At 64.3% G+C, this 20,133-nt stretch carries 23 protein-coding genes; all 23 read left to right on the top strand.

Going from position 1 to position 20,133, the window contains the following annotated elements:
- The first annotated feature begins 1 nt into the window (after nt 1).
- The 23 genes from OSH05_RS07865 (at nt 2) to OSH05_RS07755 (ending at nt 20,120) form a co-directional block, all read left to right on the top strand.
- Nucleotides 2–1,984, top strand: a complete 1,983-nt coding sequence (locus tag OSH05_RS07865; protein WP_104221437.1) for a phage terminase large subunit family protein — start codon at nt 2–4, stop codon at nt 1,982–1,984.
- Nucleotides 1,985–2,209, top strand: coding sequence for a DUF6148 family protein (locus tag OSH05_RS07860; protein ID WP_104221436.1), 225 nt, complete (start codon nt 1,985–1,987; stop codon nt 2,207–2,209).
- Entirely contained in the window at nt 2,206–3,831 is a 1,626-nt protein-coding gene (locus OSH05_RS07855; protein WP_104221435.1) for a phage portal protein, read from the top strand. Before OSH05_RS07860 ends, OSH05_RS07855 begins: the two co-directional genes overlap by 4 nt.
- On the top strand, nt 3,828–5,303 hold the full coding sequence (locus OSH05_RS07850; RefSeq protein WP_104221434.1) for a S49 family peptidase: 1,476 nt from the start codon (nt 3,828–3,830) through the stop codon (nt 5,301–5,303). The genes OSH05_RS07855 and OSH05_RS07850 overlap by 4 nt, the downstream gene beginning before the upstream one ends.
- A 70-nt stretch (nt 5,304–5,373) precedes the next feature.
- Nucleotides 5,374–6,138 (top strand): hypothetical protein, encoded by a 765-nt coding sequence (locus OSH05_RS07845; RefSeq protein WP_104221433.1) that lies wholly within the window; start codon nt 5,374–5,376, stop codon nt 6,136–6,138.
- A gap of 80 nt (nt 6,139–6,218) precedes the next feature.
- Complete coding sequence (locus tag OSH05_RS07840) at nt 6,219–7,172, top strand: Mu-like prophage major head subunit gpT family protein (RefSeq protein WP_104221432.1); 954 nt, start codon at nt 6,219–6,221, stop codon at nt 7,170–7,172.
- 71 nt (nt 7,173–7,243) lie between these two features.
- Complete coding sequence (locus OSH05_RS07835; RefSeq protein WP_104221431.1) at nt 7,244–7,639, top strand: hypothetical protein; 396 nt, start codon at nt 7,244–7,246, stop codon at nt 7,637–7,639.
- Nucleotides 7,639–7,953 carry a head-tail joining protein gene (locus tag OSH05_RS07830; protein ID WP_104221430.1) on the top strand — a complete coding sequence of 105 codons (315 nt, stop codon included), beginning with the start codon at nt 7,639–7,641 and terminating at the stop codon, nt 7,951–7,953. Before OSH05_RS07835 ends, OSH05_RS07830 begins: the two co-directional genes overlap by 1 nt.
- Nucleotides 7,950–8,390, top strand: coding sequence for a hypothetical protein (locus OSH05_RS07825; RefSeq protein ID WP_104221429.1), 441 nt, complete (start codon nt 7,950–7,952; stop codon nt 8,388–8,390). The genes OSH05_RS07830 and OSH05_RS07825 overlap by 4 nt, the downstream gene beginning before the upstream one ends.
- Nucleotides 8,391–8,401: 11 nt before the next feature.
- Nucleotides 8,402–8,794, top strand: a complete 393-nt coding sequence (locus tag OSH05_RS07820; protein ID WP_104221428.1) for a hypothetical protein — start codon at nt 8,402–8,404, stop codon at nt 8,792–8,794.
- Nucleotides 8,795–8,839: 45 nt separating this feature from the next.
- Nucleotides 8,840–9,253 carry a hypothetical protein gene (locus OSH05_RS07815; RefSeq protein ID WP_104221427.1) on the top strand — a complete coding sequence of 138 codons (414 nt, stop codon included), beginning with the start codon at nt 8,840–8,842 and terminating at the stop codon, nt 9,251–9,253.
- A 46-nt stretch (nt 9,254–9,299) separates the two neighbouring features.
- Nucleotides 9,300–9,635, top strand: a complete 336-nt coding sequence (locus OSH05_RS07810; protein ID WP_104221426.1) for a hypothetical protein — start codon at nt 9,300–9,302, stop codon at nt 9,633–9,635.
- Between the two features lie 17 nt (nt 9,636–9,652).
- Nucleotides 9,653–9,775 carry a hypothetical protein gene (locus tag OSH05_RS07805; RefSeq protein ID WP_266352115.1) on the top strand — a complete coding sequence of 41 codons (123 nt, stop codon included), beginning with the start codon at nt 9,653–9,655 and terminating at the stop codon, nt 9,773–9,775.
- A complete protein-coding gene (locus OSH05_RS07800) occupies nt 9,776–11,740 on the top strand; it encodes a hypothetical protein (protein WP_104221425.1) in 1,965 nt (654 codons plus the stop codon).
- A 3-nt stretch (nt 11,741–11,743) separates the two neighbouring features.
- Complete coding sequence (locus OSH05_RS07795) at nt 11,744–12,457, top strand: hypothetical protein (protein WP_104221424.1); 714 nt, start codon at nt 11,744–11,746, stop codon at nt 12,455–12,457.
- 1 nt (nt 12,458) lies between these two features.
- Nucleotides 12,459–13,031 (top strand): hypothetical protein, encoded by a 573-nt coding sequence (locus OSH05_RS07790; protein WP_104221423.1) that lies wholly within the window; start codon nt 12,459–12,461, stop codon nt 13,029–13,031.
- Nucleotides 13,028–13,417 carry a DUF6950 family protein gene (locus OSH05_RS07785; protein ID WP_266352114.1) on the top strand — a complete coding sequence of 130 codons (390 nt, stop codon included), beginning with the start codon at nt 13,028–13,030 and terminating at the stop codon, nt 13,415–13,417. Before OSH05_RS07790 ends, OSH05_RS07785 begins: the two co-directional genes overlap by 4 nt.
- Entirely contained in the window at nt 13,417–15,465 is a 2,049-nt protein-coding gene (locus OSH05_RS07780; protein ID WP_104221421.1) for a phage tail protein, read from the top strand. Before OSH05_RS07785 ends, OSH05_RS07780 begins: the two co-directional genes overlap by 1 nt.
- Before the next feature lie 38 nt (nt 15,466–15,503).
- Complete coding sequence (locus OSH05_RS07775; protein ID WP_104221420.1) at nt 15,504–17,639, top strand: hypothetical protein; 2,136 nt, start codon at nt 15,504–15,506, stop codon at nt 17,637–17,639.
- Nucleotides 17,640–17,688: 49 nt separating this feature from the next.
- Nucleotides 17,689–17,907 (top strand): hypothetical protein, encoded by a 219-nt coding sequence (locus tag OSH05_RS07770; protein WP_104221419.1) that lies wholly within the window; start codon nt 17,689–17,691, stop codon nt 17,905–17,907.
- Complete coding sequence (locus OSH05_RS07765; protein WP_104221418.1) at nt 17,904–19,310, top strand: SGNH/GDSL hydrolase family protein; 1,407 nt, start codon at nt 17,904–17,906, stop codon at nt 19,308–19,310. The genes OSH05_RS07770 and OSH05_RS07765 overlap by 4 nt, the downstream gene beginning before the upstream one ends.
- A 26-nt stretch (nt 19,311–19,336) precedes the next feature.
- The gene (locus tag OSH05_RS07760; protein WP_104221417.1) at nt 19,337–19,558 is read left to right on the top strand and encodes a DUF7940 domain-containing protein; all 222 of its coding nucleotides are present in this window, start codon (nt 19,337–19,339) and stop codon (nt 19,556–19,558) included.
- Nucleotides 19,545–20,120: a lysozyme gene (locus OSH05_RS07755; RefSeq protein WP_104221416.1), complete on the top strand. Its 576-nt coding sequence runs from the start codon at nt 19,545–19,547 to the stop codon at nt 20,118–20,120. Before OSH05_RS07760 ends, OSH05_RS07755 begins: the two co-directional genes overlap by 14 nt.
- Nucleotides 20,121–20,133 lie beyond the last annotated feature (13 nt).

Genomic DNA, 20,133 nt, shown 5'->3' with positions numbered 1-20,133 from the left:
GATGACGGTCGCCTTTCCCAGCGTGCTCGGCCTCTTGGCGGCGGCGCTCGCGGAGATCATTGCTCCGCCGCAGCCGCTCGTGCCGTCCGTATGGATGACCGAAAACCTGTTCGTACCCGATGGCCCGCGCGCCGGCGGACGCTGGGACCCGAAGCTGACGCCCTATGTCGCCGATATTGTCGACGCGCTCGGTCCGGACGCCGGCAACACGATGGTCGCCGTGCGCAAGAGCGCCCAGACCGGCGTAAGCGTGGCGGCCATCGGTCTCGCCGGCGCCTATATCGACGGGGCGCCGTGCCGCATCGGATATGCACTGCCGACGATCGATGCGGTGCAGGAGTTCAACCGCGAGAAGCTGACGCCGACGATCGAGCAGACCGCGGCGCTGTCGTCCCGCATTCGCAGCCAAGTCTCGCGCTCGGGCTTGGGCTCGACGGTCACGACCAAGCCGTTCCCCGGCGGATCGCTGCGCCTGATCAATGCCAACGCCGCCGGCGAGCTCAAGTCGAAGACGTTGAAGCTCGGCATCGGCGACGAGGTCGACGAGTGGGCGGATGATCTCGACGGGCAGGGGGATCCCTGGGACCTGTTTCAGGCGCGGTTCATCTCGTTCCATGCCACGGGCGACTACCGGATCCTGGCACTCTCGACGCCGACCCTGCTCGGCGCCTCGCGGATCGACACGCTTCACAGCCGAGGCGATCAGCGTCGCTGGCAGATCGATTGCCCGCAATGCGCCGAGGGGCTCTTTCTGGAGTTTGGCAACCTCCGCTTCGCCAAGAAGCCGCCCTATCGCGCCCATTATGTGGCGCCGTGTTGCGGACGCCCGATCGAGCATCACGAGAAGGCGGCGCTGGTCAGGTCAGGCCGCTTCGTGGCGACCAATTCCGAGGGGCTCTATCCCTCGTTTCATGTCGATGCGCTGATCTCGCAGCTCACGACCTGGGACAAAATCGCCGAGGCATATCTGCTCGCCGAAGGCAACGAGCAGAAGATGAAGTCGTTCTTCAACAACGTCCTCGGCCTCCCCTATGAGATCAAGGGCGACGCGCCGGATCATGTCCGGCTGCTGGAGCGCCGTGACGACTACGAGGAAGGCGTCATCCCGCCGCTTGGCCTCTTGCTGGTTGCCGGCGCCGACGTTCAGCACTCCGGCATCTGGGTCGAGATCGTCGCCTTCTCGCCGGATCGTCAGTCATGGTCCGTCTCGGCGCGGTTCCTCGAGGGTGACACGACCGACCCGCAGGCGGGCGCCTTCCTGAAGCTTGCCGCAGTCTATGACGAGCGGTTCGTCGATGCCTTCGGCAACAGCCGCCCGATCGACGCCATGGCGGTCGACGCCGGCGATGGCGGCCGCGCCAATCAGGTCTACGCCTTCGCGCGCGGCCGGCATCGTGCCTATGCCATCAAGGGCATGCCGGGATGGAACCGACCGGCGATCGGCACGCCGACCGACGTCGCGATCACTCTCAAGGGTGCCAAACTCAAGGGCCGCTCGCGCGTGTGGCCAGTCGGCGGATGGTCGCTCAAGGGCGAGTTCTATTCGAACCTGCGCAAAGAAGGCCGGAAGGCCGGCCAGGAAATCGACCCGCCTGGCTACTGTCATTTCGGGCAGCACAACGACCTGCCGTACTTCAAGCAGATCACGGCGGAATACTTGGCCGAGCAGACCGTGCGCGGACGCACGACGCGGGTCTGGAAAGAGACCGGACCGAACCATCTGCTCGATGCCCGCATCTATGCGATGGCGATGGCCGAGCATCTCGGCCTGACCCGGAAGACGCGGGAAGAATGGCAGGCGCTGGCCCGGCTTTATTCCGTGCCGGTCGATACGGGCGAACTCTTCGTTGCGCCGGTGATCGCCGTCGAGCGCGAGACGCCGCCGTCGACCGAGATCGCCGCGGCCTTCGCCAAGGCAATGGAACCGAAGAAGAGCGCGCCGCCTCGGCGACAGTCCCGGTTCGCAAAGTTGGGGAAGCGCTAAATGGCAAGCTACAGCCTCGATACGGCCCGCGACATGCTCGCGCGCTATATCGCCGCCGAGCAAGCGATCCTGTCCAACCAGGAATACCAGATCGCCGATCGCCGGTTGAAGCGGGCCGACCTCGCCGAAGTTGCCGGCCAACGCGAGAAATGGGCTGGCATCGTGGCTTCGCTTGAGCGCAGCGCCTCCGGCCGCAGTCGAACCCGCTATGTGGTGCCCGGATGAAATTCCGCTTCCAGGGTCGCGTCGTCGACGCCAGTCCGACGATGCTCGACCGCGTCGTCGGCTATTTCAATCCGCGCCGCGGCGTCGAGCGGATGGGTGCGCGCGCCATGCTGGCGCTGGCTGGAGGATATGAGAGCGGGCAGCGCGACAAGCGCTCGATGCGCAAATGGCGCCCGGCTGCCAAGAGCGGCAATACCGATACGCTCGGCGATCTCAGTGATCTGCGCGGCAGGTCTCGGGACTTGGTCCGCAATAATCCGTTGGCGACCGGCGCGATCCAGACAACGACCGTCAACGTCGTCGGAGATGGTCTGCAGCTGCGCTCCCGGATTGATCGCGAGCTACTGAACCTCAGCGAGGATGAAGCGGCGGCATGGCAGAAAACGGCCGAGCGTGAGTTCGAGGAATTCTGCCGCACCTGCGATTTCGCGGCGGCGCAGAGCTTCTGGGAAATGCAGCAGCTGGCGTTCCGGTCGGTGCTGGAAAGCGGCGATCTTCTGGTGGTTCGCAAATGGCGCGCGCCCAGCCGATCGGAGGTTTATGGCACAAGGGTGCAACTGGTCGAGTCTGACCGCCTCTGCAATCCGGACCGGAAGATGGATACGGCCAGCATGGCCGGCGGCGTCGAGATCGGCGCGAACGGGCAGGCGAAGGCCTTCCATGTCGCCAGTCGGCATCCGGACGATTTTGGTGTCGGGCCGTTGACCTGGCAGGCGCAGCCCGCGCGAGACGCCGCAAGCGGCGATGTGATCGCCTTCCTGCTGGCCGAACGCCTGCGCCCAGACCTGGTGCGCGGCGTCCCCTATCTGGCGCCGGTGATCGAGACGCTGAAGAAGATCGGCGACTACACGGATTATGAGGCAACCGCTGCCCTGATCTCGGCAATGTTCACGGTGTTCGTCACCAATGCCGACAGCGGCGATGATGTGCCCGTCGTCGGAACCGATGATCCGTCGCCCGTCATCGATCGGCGCAAGGAAATCGCGCTCGAGGATGCGGGTGCGATTGTCGAGCTCGGCAGCGGGCAGGACGTCAAGATTGCCAATCCTGGCCGCCCGAACGAGGCCTTTGACGGTTTCGTGATGGCCTTGTGCCGGCAGGTCGGCGCGGCGCTCGGCATCGGTCACGAGATGCTGGTGAAGCACTTCACGGCATCCTATTCGGCAAGCCGGGCCTCGCTGGAAATGGCGTGGCAGTTCTTCCGGGTGAAGCGATCCTGGCTCGCCTGGAACTTCTGCCAGGTCATCTATGAATGGGCGATCGAGGAAGCGATTGCCCGCGGCCGGATCGAGGCTGCTGGCTTCTTCGAAGATCCGCTGATCCGGCAGGCATGGCTTCGGTCACGCTGGAACGGTCCGGTTCGGATCAATCTCGATCCGAAAAAGGAATCGGATGCCGACAAGCAGGATATCGAACTCGGCGTCAGGACCCGGCAGGACGTAATCGACGAGCGGACGGGTGGCAGCGGCTCGGATTTCGACACCGTCACCGAACAGCTCGGCCGTGAAAAAGCGGCACGCGAACGCGCCGGATTAGGCGGATCGGTCGATCCGCCCCCGGCGCAGCCCGGAATGACGGACCCGCAGCCGGATCAGAACGATCAGCAGGACGCGCAGACATGACGATGCTCTTGCGAATTGCCGAGCGGGTGCTCAACACGCCGCTCCTGGTCCATCCGGACAAGATCCCGATCCTGCTTTCGGTGTTGCAGGGGCGCCTGCCGATCAGCGCCCTGCCGGTTTCGCGGCAGATCGACGAGAGCTTGCCGGAAAGCGGCATGCGGCAACTATCCGTTGCCGGGGTCGAAGCATCCCGTTTTGCCGGGGACGCGATCGAACAGGATCCGATCACGGGCGCATCCCGGCGCCTGCCATATCGTCGGGCCAATGGCGTCGCCGTCATCCCGGTGATCGGCGCCCTGGTCGATCGCGGCGCTTGGCTCGGGCAGGATATGTCGACCGGTCAGACGTCCTATGAGGGCATCAAGTATCAGTTGGATGCGGCGCTAGCCGACGCCCGGGCAACGTCGATCCTGCTCGATATATCGAGCCCCGGCGGCGAGGGTGTCGGTGCGTTCGAAGCGGCAGCGGCCGTTCGTCGGGCCGCCTCGCAGAAGCGCGTCGTCGCCGTGGTCAACGGCATGGCCGCCTCTGCCGCCTATGCGATCGCGTCCGGCGCCAGTGAAATCGTCACGACGCCATCTGGCATTTCAGGATCCATCGGCGTCGTGATGGTGCATGCCGACTATTCCCGGCAGATGGACAAGGCCGGCGTGACCCCGACCATGATCTTCGCCGGGGCTCACAAGGTCGACGGCAATCCGTTCGAGCCGTTGCCGGAGGCTGTTCGCGAAGACATGCAGCGCTGGGTCGACGGATTCTATGACCAGTTCGTCGAAACGGTCGCAGCCGGTCGCCGGGCACTTTCGCCGGCGATGATCCGTGCCACCGAAGCCAAGATGTTCCTCGGCAGCGAGGCGGTCGATCTCGGCCTCGTCGACCGGATCGGAACGTTCGAAGACGTTCTTTCTGAACTCGCGACCCGCGCCACGTCGGGCCGGAGCCCTTCATCCCCTCAGCCGAAAGGAGCCAAAATGGCAAATGAGGAACGGCAGCCCGCGACCGATGCGGGCATTTCGCGGGCCGATCATGATGCGGCGGTCGGCGCGGCTCGCGCCGAAGGTCATGCCGCCGGCGTGACCGAAGCTCGTGCCGGCCAGGAAGCGGCCGTCACTGCTGCTGTCACGGCGGAACGAACCCGCATCGCGGCCATCCAGGGCCTTGCGTCGGACGGGCAGGAGGCGCTTACGGCGCAGCTGATCGAGACCAATGCCAATGTCGGTGACGCCGCGATTGCGCTGATGGCCGATCTCAAGTCGAAGGGCGGCGGTGTCGGCCGTCTGAAGGCTCTGGGCGCCCAGGGCGTCGTCGCCCCGGCCGCGACGGCCGCTGCGCCGCTGGCGGGGGCCGAAGGTCCGAAGAACGACGAGCAGTTGAAGGCGGAATGGGAGGCCTCTTCCATCCTGAAGGCGCAGTTCGTCCAGTGGCAGCACTATGCGGCGACCTGGCGCCGCCAGCACGCCGCGGCGGCCTGAGCCGCATTTCACCGCCCTCCTATCCTGAACCTCCGCCGCCCGCCGGGCCGCGGCTTGGGAGACCATTGTCATGACCACTCTCGCAGCCAACAAGCCGCGCGCCTATGAGTTCGGCAGCCGCAATGCTCTGCTGATGATCGCCGCGGATATCATCTATGAAGGGGCGGCGGTCGGCGTCGTTCCGGCATCCGGCCACGCTCGCCCGCTGGCCGCCGGCGATGTCTTCGCCGGCTTCGCCGAAGCCAAGGCCGACAATGCGTCCGGTGCCGCCGCGGCGATCCGTGTCGAACTCGTTGAGTCCGGCAAGATCGAGCTTCCGGTCACCGGTCTCGTCATCACCGATATCGGCCTGCCGGTCTATGCCAGCGACGACGACACCTTCTCGCTCTCGCCGGTCGGCGGCGTCTTCATCGGCATCGTTCACCGCTTCGTCTCGGCGGGCTACGGCATCGTGCATTTCGATGCTCCGGTGCTCGTCGATCCCTATGGCGGCTTCGTGCACGAGCTCAAGTCGGCCAACTACACGGTCGATGCCGAGGATGCCGGCAAGTGGATCTGGGTCGACACCGACGCCGTGGTGATCACGCTGCCGGCGGTCGAGGGTATCGGCGGCCTGCGCATCGGCAACATCGCGGCCTATGGCGTCTCGGGCGTCGCGATCAGCCCGGCTGCGGCCGACATGATCGAAGGGCCGGACATCACTGCCGCCGACAACAAGGACCTGATCAACACGAAGGCGACGGCCCGTCGCGGCGACTTCGTCGAGATCGGCTATGGCGACGCCAACGGCTGGTCGGTGACCCGCAAGCGCGGCACCTGGGCCCGCGAGGCGTAAGCCTTCCGGCTCGACGCGGTCGGCGGAGCCGAGCTCCGCCGCCGGCATCCTGATCTCAACTTCTCTCGAAAGGGACCAATATGGACCAGTCCGCACTCGGGGTCGCCGGCGTCCGTGGCATGTACTATGCCCGGCTCGAGCAGCCCGCCATTCCTGCCTGGGTCGATCTCATCGCCAATCGCTTCAATTCCGATATGGCCTCCGAAACCTATGCCATGCTCGGCTTCTCGCCGGCCATGCGCGAATGGGTCGGTGGGCGCCAGGCGAAGGGGTTCCGCGACAACGGCTTCACGATCGTCAACAAGCACTTCGAATCGACGATCGAGATCCGCGCCCGCGACATGCGTCGCGACAAGACCGGGCAGATCATGGCCCGCGTCAACGAGCATGCGGATCGTGCCGACCAGCACTGGGCGAGCCTGCTCGCGACGCTGATCCTCAACGGCCAGACGACCGTTTGCTATGATGGTCAGTACTTCTTCGACACGGATCATTCGGAAGGCAATTCCGGAACGCAGTCGAACTCGATCAGCGTCGACATCTCCACTCTTCCGGCAACGCTGCATGGCTCGACCACGGCGCCCTCGATCGAGGAAATGCAGCAGGCGATCGTCTCCGGCATCACTCAGATCGGTACGTTCAAGGACGATCAGGGCGAGCCCATGAACGAGAATGCGAACAGCTTTCTTGTCCTGGTGCCGCCCAGCCTGTCGATCGTCGCTGGCAATGCCATCGCGCCGGCGGCGCTCGGCGCCTTGGCGCAGAACCTCAACCCGGCGATCAAGGCCGGAAACAGCCTCCAGGTGCAGAGCAGTGTCCGGCTGGGTGCTTGGACCGACAAGTTCGCGGTGTTCCGCACGGACTCGGCGATCAAGCCCTTCATCCTGCAGGAGGAGACGCCGGTCGACGTCAAGGTCTGGGACGAGAACAGCGACCACTTCAAGGACAACGACTCCTACAAGTTCGGCCTCGATGCCTGGCGCAATGGTGGCAACGGCTACTGGCAGCGCGCCTGCCTGGTGACGTTGACCTGACGATCGACGTTTCCGCCAGTCCAGCCGGCTTCGGTCGGCTGGATCGCCGAACCGTCGACCAGGAGAACCTCATGAAACCCTATCGTATCGAAGGCGGCGCCGGGCATATCGGAGCCGGCGAGATCATCGGCCTGACCGATCGGCAATATGCTGGCCGCGAGCACATGCTCGATGACGTCGAGAAGCGCGGCAAACTGTTCGTCGGCAAGTCCAATGCCGTGCTGCAGTTCAAGTCCGGCGAGGAAATCATGCTTGACTATGCGCCGCCGAAGGCAATGGGCGGGCTGATCGTGCCGCTCGGCGAGCCGGCTCCCGAGCGCGATGCTCCGGCGGTCGCCGTCAAGGCCGAGAAGCGGGCCCGCGGTCCTGTGGCCAAGAAGCCGACGCCCGGGCTGCAACTCAGCACCGAGCACCTGACCGACGGCGACGGCAAGCCGGTCGCGGCCGGCGACGATCCCGCCACCTGATGGCTGTCGAGAGCGATGCCGATCGCGCCGTCTTCGTCAATCCTGACGATTTCGGTACGGTCGCGACCTATCGGCTGGCGGCGGGCGGGTCGGCTGATATTGCGGTCATGCGCGATCTGCCCTTCGCCATGGCGTTCTCCGATCCTGGCATGGCGACCGGCTCGCCCTCCGTCACGTTGCGCTCGGCCGACCTGCCTGCCGGGGCAGCGGAGGAAGATGAAATTGATGTCGAGGGTGTGACCTATGCCGTCCGCGTCATCGAGCCGGATGGCACGGGTATGACGCGGTTGCGCCTCGAGGAGATCGATCCGTGAGCCATGCGCGCGAGCAGATCCGCGATGCCGTTGTCGCCGCGCTCACCCCGCTTGTGACCACGGGCTCTCGCGTGAAGGATTCCTCGCCCTATCCGGAACCGCCCGGCGGGTTGCCTTCGCTGATTGTGTTCACGCCGTCGGAGCAGCCGAACGACAGATTTTCCTCGCTCACGATTCAGGGCCGGACGCTGTCGCTGTTCGTCGTCGGCTATGCCGAGGGCGTCCTGGTCGACGGTACGCTCGATACGATCGCGGCGGAGGTCGAGACGGCACTCGCCGCCAGCGGCAATCTCGGCGGCCTGGTCAAACTGATCGAGTACCAAGGCACCGCGGTCGCGATCACCGGCGATGCCAAGAAGCGTGCCGGTGAGATCCGGCTCAGCTTCAATGTCCATTACCGGACCAAGAATTCCGATCCGACGCAAACGACAGCCTGAAGGAGTCCCGGATGGGCACGCATATCGGCAATGAAGGCCAGGTCAAGCTCGGCGCCAACATCGTCGGCGAGGTGACCTCGTTCCAGATCACCGAGACGGCGGCGGTCGCCGACAAATCGGCGCTCGGCGACGAATGGGATGAGCACCACGTCGGCTCGAAGAGCTGGACGGCGCAGATCGAGGCGTGGTGGGACGAGGGGGATACCAATGGCCAGAACGTGCTGGTCGTCGGCGCCGCGATCGCGTTGCTGAACCTTTATTGCGGCGGCTCCGATTCCGGGGATGTCTATTTCTCCGGCGCTGCGACGGTGACGCAGGTGAGCCGGCAGAATACGCGCAACCAGACCGTGACCGCATCGTTCCAGGCCACCGGCAACGGAGCGCTGAACCGATTGACCATCTGATCCGGCACCGCCCGGCGGTCTCTCCACCCATCAAGGAATTCGATCATGACCGATCTTGTGATCACGGCTGCCAACGTACTGGCAGCCACCGGCGCCCCCCTCGAATCCGGCTTTGCCGGCGAGGCGATCGTAGCCGGCAAGGCCGTCTACAAGGCGGCGGCCACGGAAAAATGGATGCTTGCCGACTCGAACGCCGCGACGGCGGAAGCGCGGCAGGCGACCGGTATCGCGCTGAATGGCGCGAGCGCCAACCAGCCGGTCTCGGTGGCGAAGTCCGGCAGCGACATCACGTTTGGTGCCGTGTTCACGGCCGGTCTCGCCTATTATCTCTCCGACACGCCCGGCGGTATCTGCCCGGTGGCAGACATCGGCGCAGGCGAATATGTCGGCCTGCTCGGGCTCGCCAAGTCGACGACCGTGCTGGCCTTCCGTCCGCAATATTCGGGCGTCGCGCTGTAGCGCGCCGGCGCCCGCCTTCTCCCTTCTTTCCATCGTCAGGACCACCATGAGCGCCATCGATCGCGTCAAGCAGCACTATCACGACCTCGGTTCCAAGCAGCTCTCGGTGCCGGAATGGGGTGAGCCGGATGCGCCGCTCGTCATCTATTGGACGCCGCTGACCGCGCAGGAACATCGCAAGATCACCGGCGCCAATGATGGGCTTTCCGCCCGCCTGTTCGTCTCGGCGGTGATCCTGAAGGCGCAGGATAGGGCGGGCAAACCGCTCTTCGACGAAGGCGACCGTCCGGCGTTGATGGGGCAGGCCGACGTGCATGTGCTTCGGCGGATCGCCATGGCGATCATCGGCGACGCCTCGGTGGAGGACACGGAAAAAAACTGACCGGCGATCCCGAGCGGATGTTCCTGTTTTCGCTCGCGGATCAATTGCACTGCACCGTCGCCGAGCTGGAAGTGAAGCTTTCGCGCAAAGAAATGATCGAATGGGTCGCCTATCGGCGCATCCTGGCGAGGAAGAAATAGATGGCCGAAAACATCCGCTTCGATATCACGGCCTATGACAAGACCACGCAAGCCTTCCGCTCGATCGACAATAGCCTGAACCGCACGCTGGCCGGCGCCAACAAGCTGAAGACCGGCTTCTCGAATATTCGCGGCGAGATGACGTCGTTCCTGGCGATCGGCGCCTCGGCGGCGGCGATCGTCTATCTGGAAAAGCGCTTCGTCGATCTGGGTTCGGCCATCGGCGATACCGCCGACAAGATCGGCGTCACGGCGGAGGAGCTCCAGGCGCTGCGCTATGCCGGCAAGCTCGCTGGCGTCGAGACCGAGACGCTCGACAGCGCCATGCTGGTGTTCACACGCAATCTCGGCCAAGCGCAGATGGGCCTCGGCAGTGCCCGCAAGGCGCTTGGCGAACTGGGTTTTGGGATCGCTGATATTCGCGACAAGAGCCCGGCCGAACTCTTCAACCAGATCGCGGCGCGCATCGGGAAAATCGAGGCTCCGCTGCGCCGCAACGCGCTGCTGGCGCAGATCTTCGGCAGGTCTGGCGTCCAGCTTTCGGCGATGCTGGCCGACGTCGGCGGCCATGTCGACGAACTGGTCGAGAAGTACAAGAAGATCGGCGTCATCGTCTCGAATGACGTGATCCGGAAGAACCAGGACGCGGGAGATTCGTTCGACACGATTTCCACAGCGCTGCAGGCGGCGGGCATGAACATGTCGGCCGGGTTCCTCCCAGCCATCAAGACGATCGAAGGGATCGTCACGTCGCAGAATTTCCAGCAGGGCGTGAGGGATGCTGCAGCTGGAATTTCCGAGTTCATTCAGGCTGCCCTTCAGGACTCGGATAAGCTGCTCAAGCAGGTCGAAACGTTTGGTCGGCTTGCCCTGGCGTTTGAAGGTGCCAAGCTCGGCAAGAGCGGTGGCGCGATGGGAATGATCGTCGGCGGTGTCGCTGGCTACAATGCGCCTGAGCTCGCCACGGGCTTCAATAACATCGTCAATCTGGATACCAGTGAATACGAGCCGGATCCATCGGCTTCCCCGCTCCACCCCGTCAGGAAAAAGCGGAAGCCGCTTGAGCTTACGGTCACCGACCCTGCCAATATGGATGAGATTCGTGCCTGGCGCGCCGGGCAGAGCAAAGGCAAGGCAAGCGGGTCCCGGGGCGGCGCCGCCTGGGATGGCGGTACGGTGGATTGGGATGAGACGGCGCGCGCGGCCAAGGCCGTGCAGGATCTGACCAACAGCCTCGACAATGAGCTGGGCATGCTCGGTATGAGCAATCGCCAGCGCGAGATCTACAACAATCTGCTGCGCTCTGGGACCGACGAGACAACCAAGGCCGGCCAGAAGATCGTCGCGCTCACGGGTAAGATCTATGACCAGAAGGAGGCCATGGCGGCGATCGCCGAGCAGCAGCAATTCTTCGCCAGCACGCTCTATGACGCCTTCGATGGGCTGCTGATCCAGGGCAACAGCCTGGAGGATACATTCACCAGCCTCGCCAAGGCGATCGCGCAGGCGGCGCTGCAGGCGGCGTTGCTGGGAGAGGGTCCGTTGGCCGGGTTGCTCGGCACCAAGAGCGGCTCCGGCGGGACTGGCGGGCTGATCGGAAGCCTGCTGTCGGCGGTATTCGGCGGTGGCCGGGCCAGCGGCGGCAGCGTCTCCGCTGGCAAGCTCTATGCCGTCAATGAAAACACCCCGAACACCGAATTCTTCATGCCGACGACATCGGGAACCGTGGTCACCAACGAGGATGTCCGCGCGGCGGTGGGCTCGGGTCGCGGCGGTCCGGATCGCGCGCCGCCGCAGCAGGTCGAGGTATCGGTCAAGGTCGAGGCGTCCGAGGATCTGAAGGCCCATGCCGTCACGGCTGCCAGTCGCGCTGGCGCGGCGGCTTATAACAGCGCCGTCAAAGCCGTCGTGCCAACCCTGGTCAACGCCCGCTCGCAGGGCGGCGGCGACTATCGGACGGGATGACCGATGACAACGTCCATCGTCTATTGGCCGGAAAATTTGAAGCCGGGGCAGATTGTCGCCGCGCCGTCGCCGATGTCCCGCTCGGGCGGTCGCACGCTCGGCGGCATCGAACGCACGATCCGATCCGATCGGGGCTATTGGGCGATCGCGTTGCAGCAGATCGCGCTCTACGACCCGGCGACCCGGCGCGCATGGAACGCGCTGCGCAGTACGTTGGTCGGGCGCGCCGGCTTTCTGGTGGTGCCCGTCTATTCACGCGACACGTCGCCCTGGGTGGATGACGACGGTCCGGCGCAAAGCCTGGTGCCGCATGATGACGGCACGCCGCTGGATGACGGCGCACTCTACGCGTCGCCCAAGCTGCAGATATCGATGGAGACCCTGGCAACGATCGGAGCAACGATTGTCACCTTGCGTCGGATCGAGGCGTCACCCGATCTGTCCGGGATCCGCTTTTCCTATAATCACGCGCTCTATGAGACGGGCAATGCCCTCACGATTGATGGGGATCTGTGGCGTGTCTCCGTTTTTCCGGCGATCCGGGCCACCATTCCCGCCGGCGCCATTCTCGAATGCGATAATCCCACATGCCTGGTCCATCTGGCGAGCGACCGGGAAATGGACGGGGGCCTGACCAGGGCCGGCGCCGACAAGGTTGCCGTCAACTGCGTCGAGGCGGTCGATTACTGGTCCGATCTTGCCAACGGGTTGCTCTGACATGCCGATCTGCTCGATCAAGATCCTCGTCAGGCTCGATTTTCCGAGTGGTGCCGTTCGGCTGGTAGATGGTGCCGGCCCCTACATGGACGTGAATGGCGATATCTGGTCGGGGGCGGGTGCCCTGGTCGGGCTCGATCAGATCGAGCAGGCGCTGAACGGCGAGGCGGCGACGCTGGGTCTCTCTTTGTCGGCGCCAATACCGGAACTGATCGATCTCGCCTGGCAGGATGATGCGGCCGGCGACGTGGTCGGGTCGGTCGTGCAGATCCTGATCCAGCCCTGCGACGAATATGACCAGCCGGATGGCGCCCCGGACGTGAAATTCACCGGCGCGATCGACGATATCAGCTTCGACGATGGCGGGCAGGGCGAGAGCTATGTTGCATCGGTCTCGATCGCAGTGACGAACCGGTTCACGCTTCGCAACCTCACCAATGGCGCCGTTCTGTCCGATGTCGATCAGAAGGCGCGGTCAGCGATCCTCAATCCGGGCGCGGCGGCAGACGAGATCGCGGAACGGGTGCCGTTGCTGCTCGACCACACCATCGTCTGGCCTCGGTTCACGACGTGAAGCTGCAAGGTTTTTTGACCGAGTATGGCGCCCGCCCATGGGTATGGGGCGAAGTCGATTGCTGCCTGGTCATGGCCGACTGGCTGATCGAGAACGGGTACCAGGATTGCGCGGCGCATCTGCGTGGCACCTATCGCACGGAAGCGGACCTCAACACGATCCTCGACGCTGCTGGCGGGGTTCTGCCGATCGTGAAGGCGTGCTTCGCACTCATTCCGCTGGAGCTGTCCAGCACCCCCGATGCGGGCTCAGTCGGCGTCATCGGCGACCGATCCAACATTCATCGCCAATGGGGCGCCATCTTTGACGGCGTTCGCTGGCAGGTGCGCCTGAAGGGCGGAATGGTTCAGTTTTCGGCCCCGCTCTTGGCTTGCTGGAGGATCTGATGCCGCAGGCCATTGGTCTTCTTGTCTTCGCGGCGATCGGCAATTTCGGCGGTATCGCGACGTGGATCGTCACTTCCTCGATTGCGGCCTCTCTTATTGGCGGGCTTGGTGTCGCGGCGCTGTCTATCGGCGCGAACTATCTGCTCAGTGCATCGAATCAACCCGCCGTCCCGAAATCCTCGGACGGCAAGTACAATCTCAAGCAGAACGTTCCCGATCTTTGCCGGGTCTATGGCAGGGTCAAGAAGGGCGGCGACTACCTCTTCCTCGAGGAGGTTGGCGGCGTCGCCTTCCACATCATCTGCATCGCGGCGCACAAGATCCATAGCGTTGTGTCGCACTGGCTACATGATGAGGAAATCACATTGAATTCCGGCACGGGGCAGGTTGTCGGTCCCGGCCATTTCTACCCGTACGTCTATCTCGACAAACGGCTGGGCGCCGATGCCAGCACCGCCTATGGCGCGATCGTCTCGGCTTTTCCTTCGATCTGGACAACGGCCCATCGCGGCGACGGACTGGCAACCGTGCTGTTGTCCTGCGCTACCGTTGCGGCGGAAGACTACCAGACCGTCTATCCGCAGCAGATGCCCGTACACACGGCGATCATCGAGGGCGCGGAGGTCTATGACCCTCGCAGCGGCGTCACCGCCTATTCGCAAAACCTCGCCCTGATCCGGCTCGATCATCTGATGCATCCATCGGGCGGCGCCAAGCTCTCGGCTGCCGACATGGACATGGCGAGTTGGGCGCGCGCCGCCGATGTCTGCGACGAATATGTTCTGAACCGGGCTGGTGGCTATGATCGCCGCTACCATGGCGGGCTATGGTATCGCTATTCGAACGATCAGGTTCAGGTCGGCCGGCTGATCGATCAGGCCGCCGAGCTGGTGATCTACGAAACGGCCGAGGGCAAGGTCGCCGTCCATGCCGGCGAGTATGTCGCGCCGGACATTCGCCTGACTGAAACCGATCTGCTGTCGGTGAGCTTCAAGGCGAACCGGTCCAAGGCATCGACGGTGCTGGCGGTGCGCGGGCGTTTCACCGACCCCGCAAGCAACTACAACACGGTCGACGCCGCGACCTATGGCAATCCCTATCTGTCGCTGGATGACCAGCGCACCAAGACGCTCGATAATCAGGTCGTGCAGGTGCACAACCACAGTGCCCGATTGCAGAAGCTCGCCTTTATCCGCGCCAACGCGCCGCGCGTCACGCTGGTCGCGACCTATGAGGCGGCGCGGAATGCACCCTATCGGCGCTTCATCAAGGTGCATCGCCCGCCGCTGATGGTCGAAGCCATCATCGAGATCCTTGACCGCCCCAAGCTGTCGCTGGCGACCCTGACTTATGAGATCAGCGGCATCGTCGTTCCGGCCAATCTCTATGATTTCGTGGCGGCAACGGAAGAGGGTGTCGCCGGCACGGTCGGTACGATCCTGGCGCGTGGCGATATCCCGGACCCGGTGAATTTCGGGATATCGATCGAGACGGCGGATCTTGGCGGAGGCCAGACCGCGGCCTATGCCAAGGGCACCTGGGATCACGTCTCCGACGCGCTGACCTATGAGCTGGAATGGTCGCCGACGGCGGGCGGCGTGGCGCAAAGCGTGCTTTCCACGGCCGGACAGGACGAGGTCTCGACCGGCTATCTCTCCGATGGCGTCGAATATCAGTTCCGGCTCCGGACATGGTCGGCGGCCAGTTCGTCGGCCTATACCGCCTATATCGATGCGACGGCGACGGCTGATCCGACCGCTCCCGGTCTTCCGACATCGGCGTCCGCAACGGGTGGTGTGGGGCAGGCGACGGTCGACTGGACGACGCCGAACTCGGCCAACTTCGCCTCGACCCGGGTCTATCGCAACACGACGAACAGTTTCGGTACCGCCTCGCTGGTGGACGCGATCTATTCGGCAGCATCGTCGCCGCGCAGTTATGTCGATACCGGCCTCACCGTGGGCACCTATTACTATTGGCTGACCTCCGCGAACTTCTCGGGCATCGAGAGTTCCGAGGTCGCGACGGGCTCCGTCACCGTCACCTGACACCCCTTCATCTTCATCCCTGATCAATCGAGGTCCGCATGGGCACGATCGCCAGCGCGTTCGCATACGCGTTTCGCAAATATGTGACCGATGGCGTCCCGTCCTCCGGGTTGAACAACCCGTCGAAGACATTGATTCAGCAGATCGGCCCGGTCATCGAAGCCGCCATCGCCGGGTCCCCGCTCGGCGAGATCCAGGCGGCGGTCACCGGACTGACCCTGATCAATCCCAAGACCTCGAACGACCCGTATGTCTCCAATTCGCGCGTGCCGATCGCGTTTCCGGTCGAGCCCTACTCGTTCGTTTCGGGTCGGCTGCTCGCTGGATATTCAGGGTATTCGGTGCGCGTGAAGCGAGCCTCCGATGCGGAGGAGGTTGATTTCGGCTGGGACGCGTCCACCAAGGGGGTCGACCTCGCTGCCATCCGGGATTGGCTGGCTCTGGGCAATGGCGGCGCCGGTTCCTCGGGAACGATCACCCGCATCTATGATCAGGGCACGCGCGGCGGCTATTGGATAGCTTATCCGGGCCATAGCGTCGTGCCGCCGGTCAATCTGGACGTGGTGCGCGACGGCGTTCTGCCGATGATCATGGATAACTCGCTCTACGGCTATGTGGCGGGCGGCTTCACGTCCCTGGTCCCGGATTCTGTGCTTTCCTTGAGCCGCCAGTCCATTTCGGCGTTCGAGGCCGCGGCATTCCCGTCGTCGCTGGAGGGCGGGGCCATCCTGACCTTTCTGTCGGCAAACTCTCCGCTGACGGAGAGCTTCAACCTCATGACCTTCGGGACACTCGGCACCACTGCCAATGTTGGCCTCTACACCACCATCGACGGCAGCTTTACCGGCCCTCGCGTATCGGCCGGCCTCGTGCCGCCGATCGAGCCATGCGTCGTCGGCTTCACGTCCTCCGCTTCTGCTTTCAAGCATTGGCTGGACGGCCGCTCGAACACGCTGGCGAACCTTGCCACCGGCGCGATCGTCGGCGCCGGGTTGAGCCTGACCACGCTTGGCGACGGGCTGTTCGGTTCATTCTTCCACTACGGCCTGGCGATCTTCAACACCGCTCTCAGCGACGCCGACGCGCGTGCAGTGGACCGCACGATGAGCAACATCGTCCGCCGCCCGAAGGATCCGATCGCGCGTATTGTAGTCGACGGTACCAGCCGCGAAACGCTGGCGATGACGACAGCCCTTCAGACGTGGTCGCGTGGCCTGGAAGCCACGCTCGGTCGGACCATCGAAATCTACAATATGTCGTTCGCCGGCAAGCTGGCGTCGGTCTCGGCGGCCGACTTCGCAACGGTCATCGCGCCGATGTACCGGCCGGACATCCCCTGCATTTATATGAACCTGCTGGGGGTCAACGACATCAACAACGGGGCCTCTGCAGCCACGACATGGGCCGCCATGCAGAGCGCGCTCGCGGCCGCTACCGCGCTTGGCTTCCTTACCGTCGCCGCGACGGCCTATCCGATTCTGAGCTTTACGGGCGGCCAAACGACGGCTCTCGGCACACTCAATACCTCTATTCGCGGAGGTCTCGGTACCGACTATCTGCGGCTCCTGGACCTCGCGGCATGGCCAGCCTTTCAGGACATGAGCAATCCATTCATTTCACCGGATGGCACGCATCTGACGTCATTGGCTCAATCCTCGATCACCGGCTTTGCCGGCGGGGTGATCGGCAGCCTCATCGATCTGCGTCAACAGGAGCGCCACGGTCCGCACGCGATCATCACCGATGAGAAGCTGGCGAACACGGCAGGCGGGACGTTCACCTCCGGCGCTGATCAGACCCGCACGCTGAACACCCTATGGCCGCCGGCTCCCAACCCGTCCGGAATCTCGATCGCCTCAAACCGGTTCATGTTGCCGGCCGGCACGTGGATCGTGAAATGGTCGGCGCCAGCCTACAAGGTCGGGGCGCATCGCAGCTTCCTCTACGACTACACCCACTCGCTGGAGATCAAGCGTGGCGGGGTCGCCGCGGCCGGCACGGCGGACACGACCATGACCCGAAGCGATGGCGAAGTTTCGGTCATCGTCAAGGACGATACCGAGTTCGAGATCCGTCACCGCGCCACCTCGACCGAGGCGTCCGACGGCTTCGGCATTGCGTCCAACTTCGGCATCGAAATCTACACGACCGTCGAAATCACGCGGGCTGCCTGACGCGGCCTTCATGTTCGGCGGTCAATAGCTGGAAGCTTGGGAGAAGATCATGACGCAGGCGCCTGAAGGGATCGTCGATTCGGTCGGCAACATCTTCAGCCTCGAAAGCTGCCAACAGGCGATCGCCTATACCGGCACCGGCAAGGTCTCGACGATCACCGCGACGCGTCCGGCCGTCGGGGGAGATCCGGGCGGCATATGGGTGCAGACCTTCACCTATGACGGCTCGGACAATCTGACCGGCATCAGTCTGTGGGTGAAGCAATGAACCTCGCCCAACTGATCGGCCTCGGCGTCTTCCCGCCCATTACACTTCGCGAGACGCTCGGCGCCAAATTGCGGCGACTGGCGCGCGCAGCGGAAATCAACAATCCGCTGATCCTCAACCCCTGGCGCAATGTCGCGGCATGGGTGACGGGCACCGCCTATGCATCGGGCACGGTCGTTTCCAATGCTGGTGGCTGGTATGTCGCAACCGGTGCCGGCACGTCCGGCGCGACGGCCCCAACGCATACCAATGGGCAGGCGGTCACTGACGGTGCTGTGCTGTGGACATATCTCGGCCCGGCGCCGATCACGGCAGACGAGGCGGGGGCGCCATCCTATTCGTCGAGCACATCGGCACCGTCGAGCCCCAACAATATCGCGATCTATCCGGCGACCTATCCGAGCCTCTATCGGATCTATGGTGGCTATGGCGAGACGGTCTCGGCGACCAACTGGTATCCCTATGTCGGCGACGCGAAGGCAGCTACCAGGGAGTACGGTCAGGGCATCCGCATCGCGTGTGTGACGGATAGTCCGGTCATCACGATCCCGGTTCCGGGCGGATCGCCGGCGCCGCGCGTGCTCATCGACGGCCGCTATCTGTCAATGGCATGCCTGCCGCGATCGGCATCGCTGACCTATCACACGCTGACCTTCGCCGGGCTACGCCGCAACCGCTTGATCGAGATCGAGGGGCCGAAGGACCAGTGGGCTTTCCAAGGTGTTGTCATCAACAACGCCTCCATGATCCGGCCGCCTTCGACCGAGAACGATATCCGCGCCGTCTTCGCGGGTGATAGTCTCTTCGATGGATCAGGCTACGGCCCCTGGGTTGCGGGAAACACAGTCCCAAATCGGATCGCCCGGTGGCTTGGTTGGACCGATCCGTGGAACCTCTCCCATGGCGGTACCGGCTGGATCAACGATGCTGGAGCCAGCTACTACACCTATGGTCAGCGCGTCGCCCAGGCTGTGGCGCTCAGCCCGGACATCCTCGTCTTCGGCTGTCCGACCAATGACACCGGCTATACCGCGGCGGCCGTCACGGCGGCCGTCAAGGCAGCCCTGCAGGCCGCCAGGTCGGCCGGCTATCTGAAGCCGATCATCGTTCTCGGCGCATGGCCTCGCAACGACGCCAATGTAGCGACGACCGAGGATGCGGTGCTTGCCGGCGTGACGCAGGCGGCGGACCCTCTCGGTCTGACCACCTTTATCCCGCTCTTCCGGGCGCCGTTCCTGCCGATCGTCGCCGGTTCCTGGAACAACTCGGCCTTCTCCTCGATCGACAATTCGGCGATGGCGATCGGCGGCGACGGCACCCACCCCGCCGAGATCGGCACCGGCATCCTTTCCGACTATGTCGCCCGCGAGATCAAGCGTCTCGCGCTGCCGAACATCCGCTAGCCCACCCCATCCATCGGAGATATCCCATGCGTCTGATCGACGATTGGCACGTCGTGCTTCGGCACTCGTGGGCCATCCGCCTATCGCTGCTCGCCGCGCTCCTGCAAGGGCTCGATTCGGCAGTGGCGGTCATCGGCTATGCCGTGCCGATCCCGCCGTGGGTTGTCATCGCAATCTGCCTTGGTGCGGCGCTGTCGAGGCTCATCCCCCAGAAGAAGATCAGTGGAGGCGGCGATGCCGATCAATAAGCTCCGCTCTTCAGCGCGCGGCAAGGCGGCGATCGGCGCCATCGTCGCGGCTTCCATTGCCGGTTTCGCCATGCTCGCTGGCACGCGCGTCCCTGACGACGTGGCGCTCGCCGCGACCTTCCTCAACAAGCCATGGGAGGGGCGCGAGCTGCGCGCCTATCCCGACCCGGCAACCGGTGGCAAACCGTGGACGATCTGCGACGGGGACACGGAAGGCGTGACACCCGGCATGATCGAGACGTCCGCCGGCTGCGACAAGCGTCTCGTGCGCCGAATGATGCAGTACCGCGCGCAGTATGTGGCCTGCGTCCCCGGCTTCGACCAAAAGCCTCTGTCGTGGCGCGCGATGATCAATTCGCTCGGCTGGAACATCGGCCCGGCGGGCGTCTGCAAATCGACGGCGGTGCGTCTCGGCATCGCCGGGCGGTATCTCGAAAGCTGCAACGCCGCGACCGCCTTCAACAAAGCCGCCGGTCGCATCTTCATCGGCCTCGTCAAACGCCGCGAGATGGGCGACGCGACCCGGATCGGCGAGGGCGAACTTTGCGTGAGCGGGCTGTGACCCCCAAGCCTCT

The organism is Kaistia algarum (assembly GCF_026343945.1).
GTDB lineage: Bacteria > Pseudomonadota > Alphaproteobacteria > Rhizobiales > Kaistiaceae > Kaistia > Kaistia algarum.
This window is presented reverse-complemented; position numbering and strand designations above follow the sequence as displayed.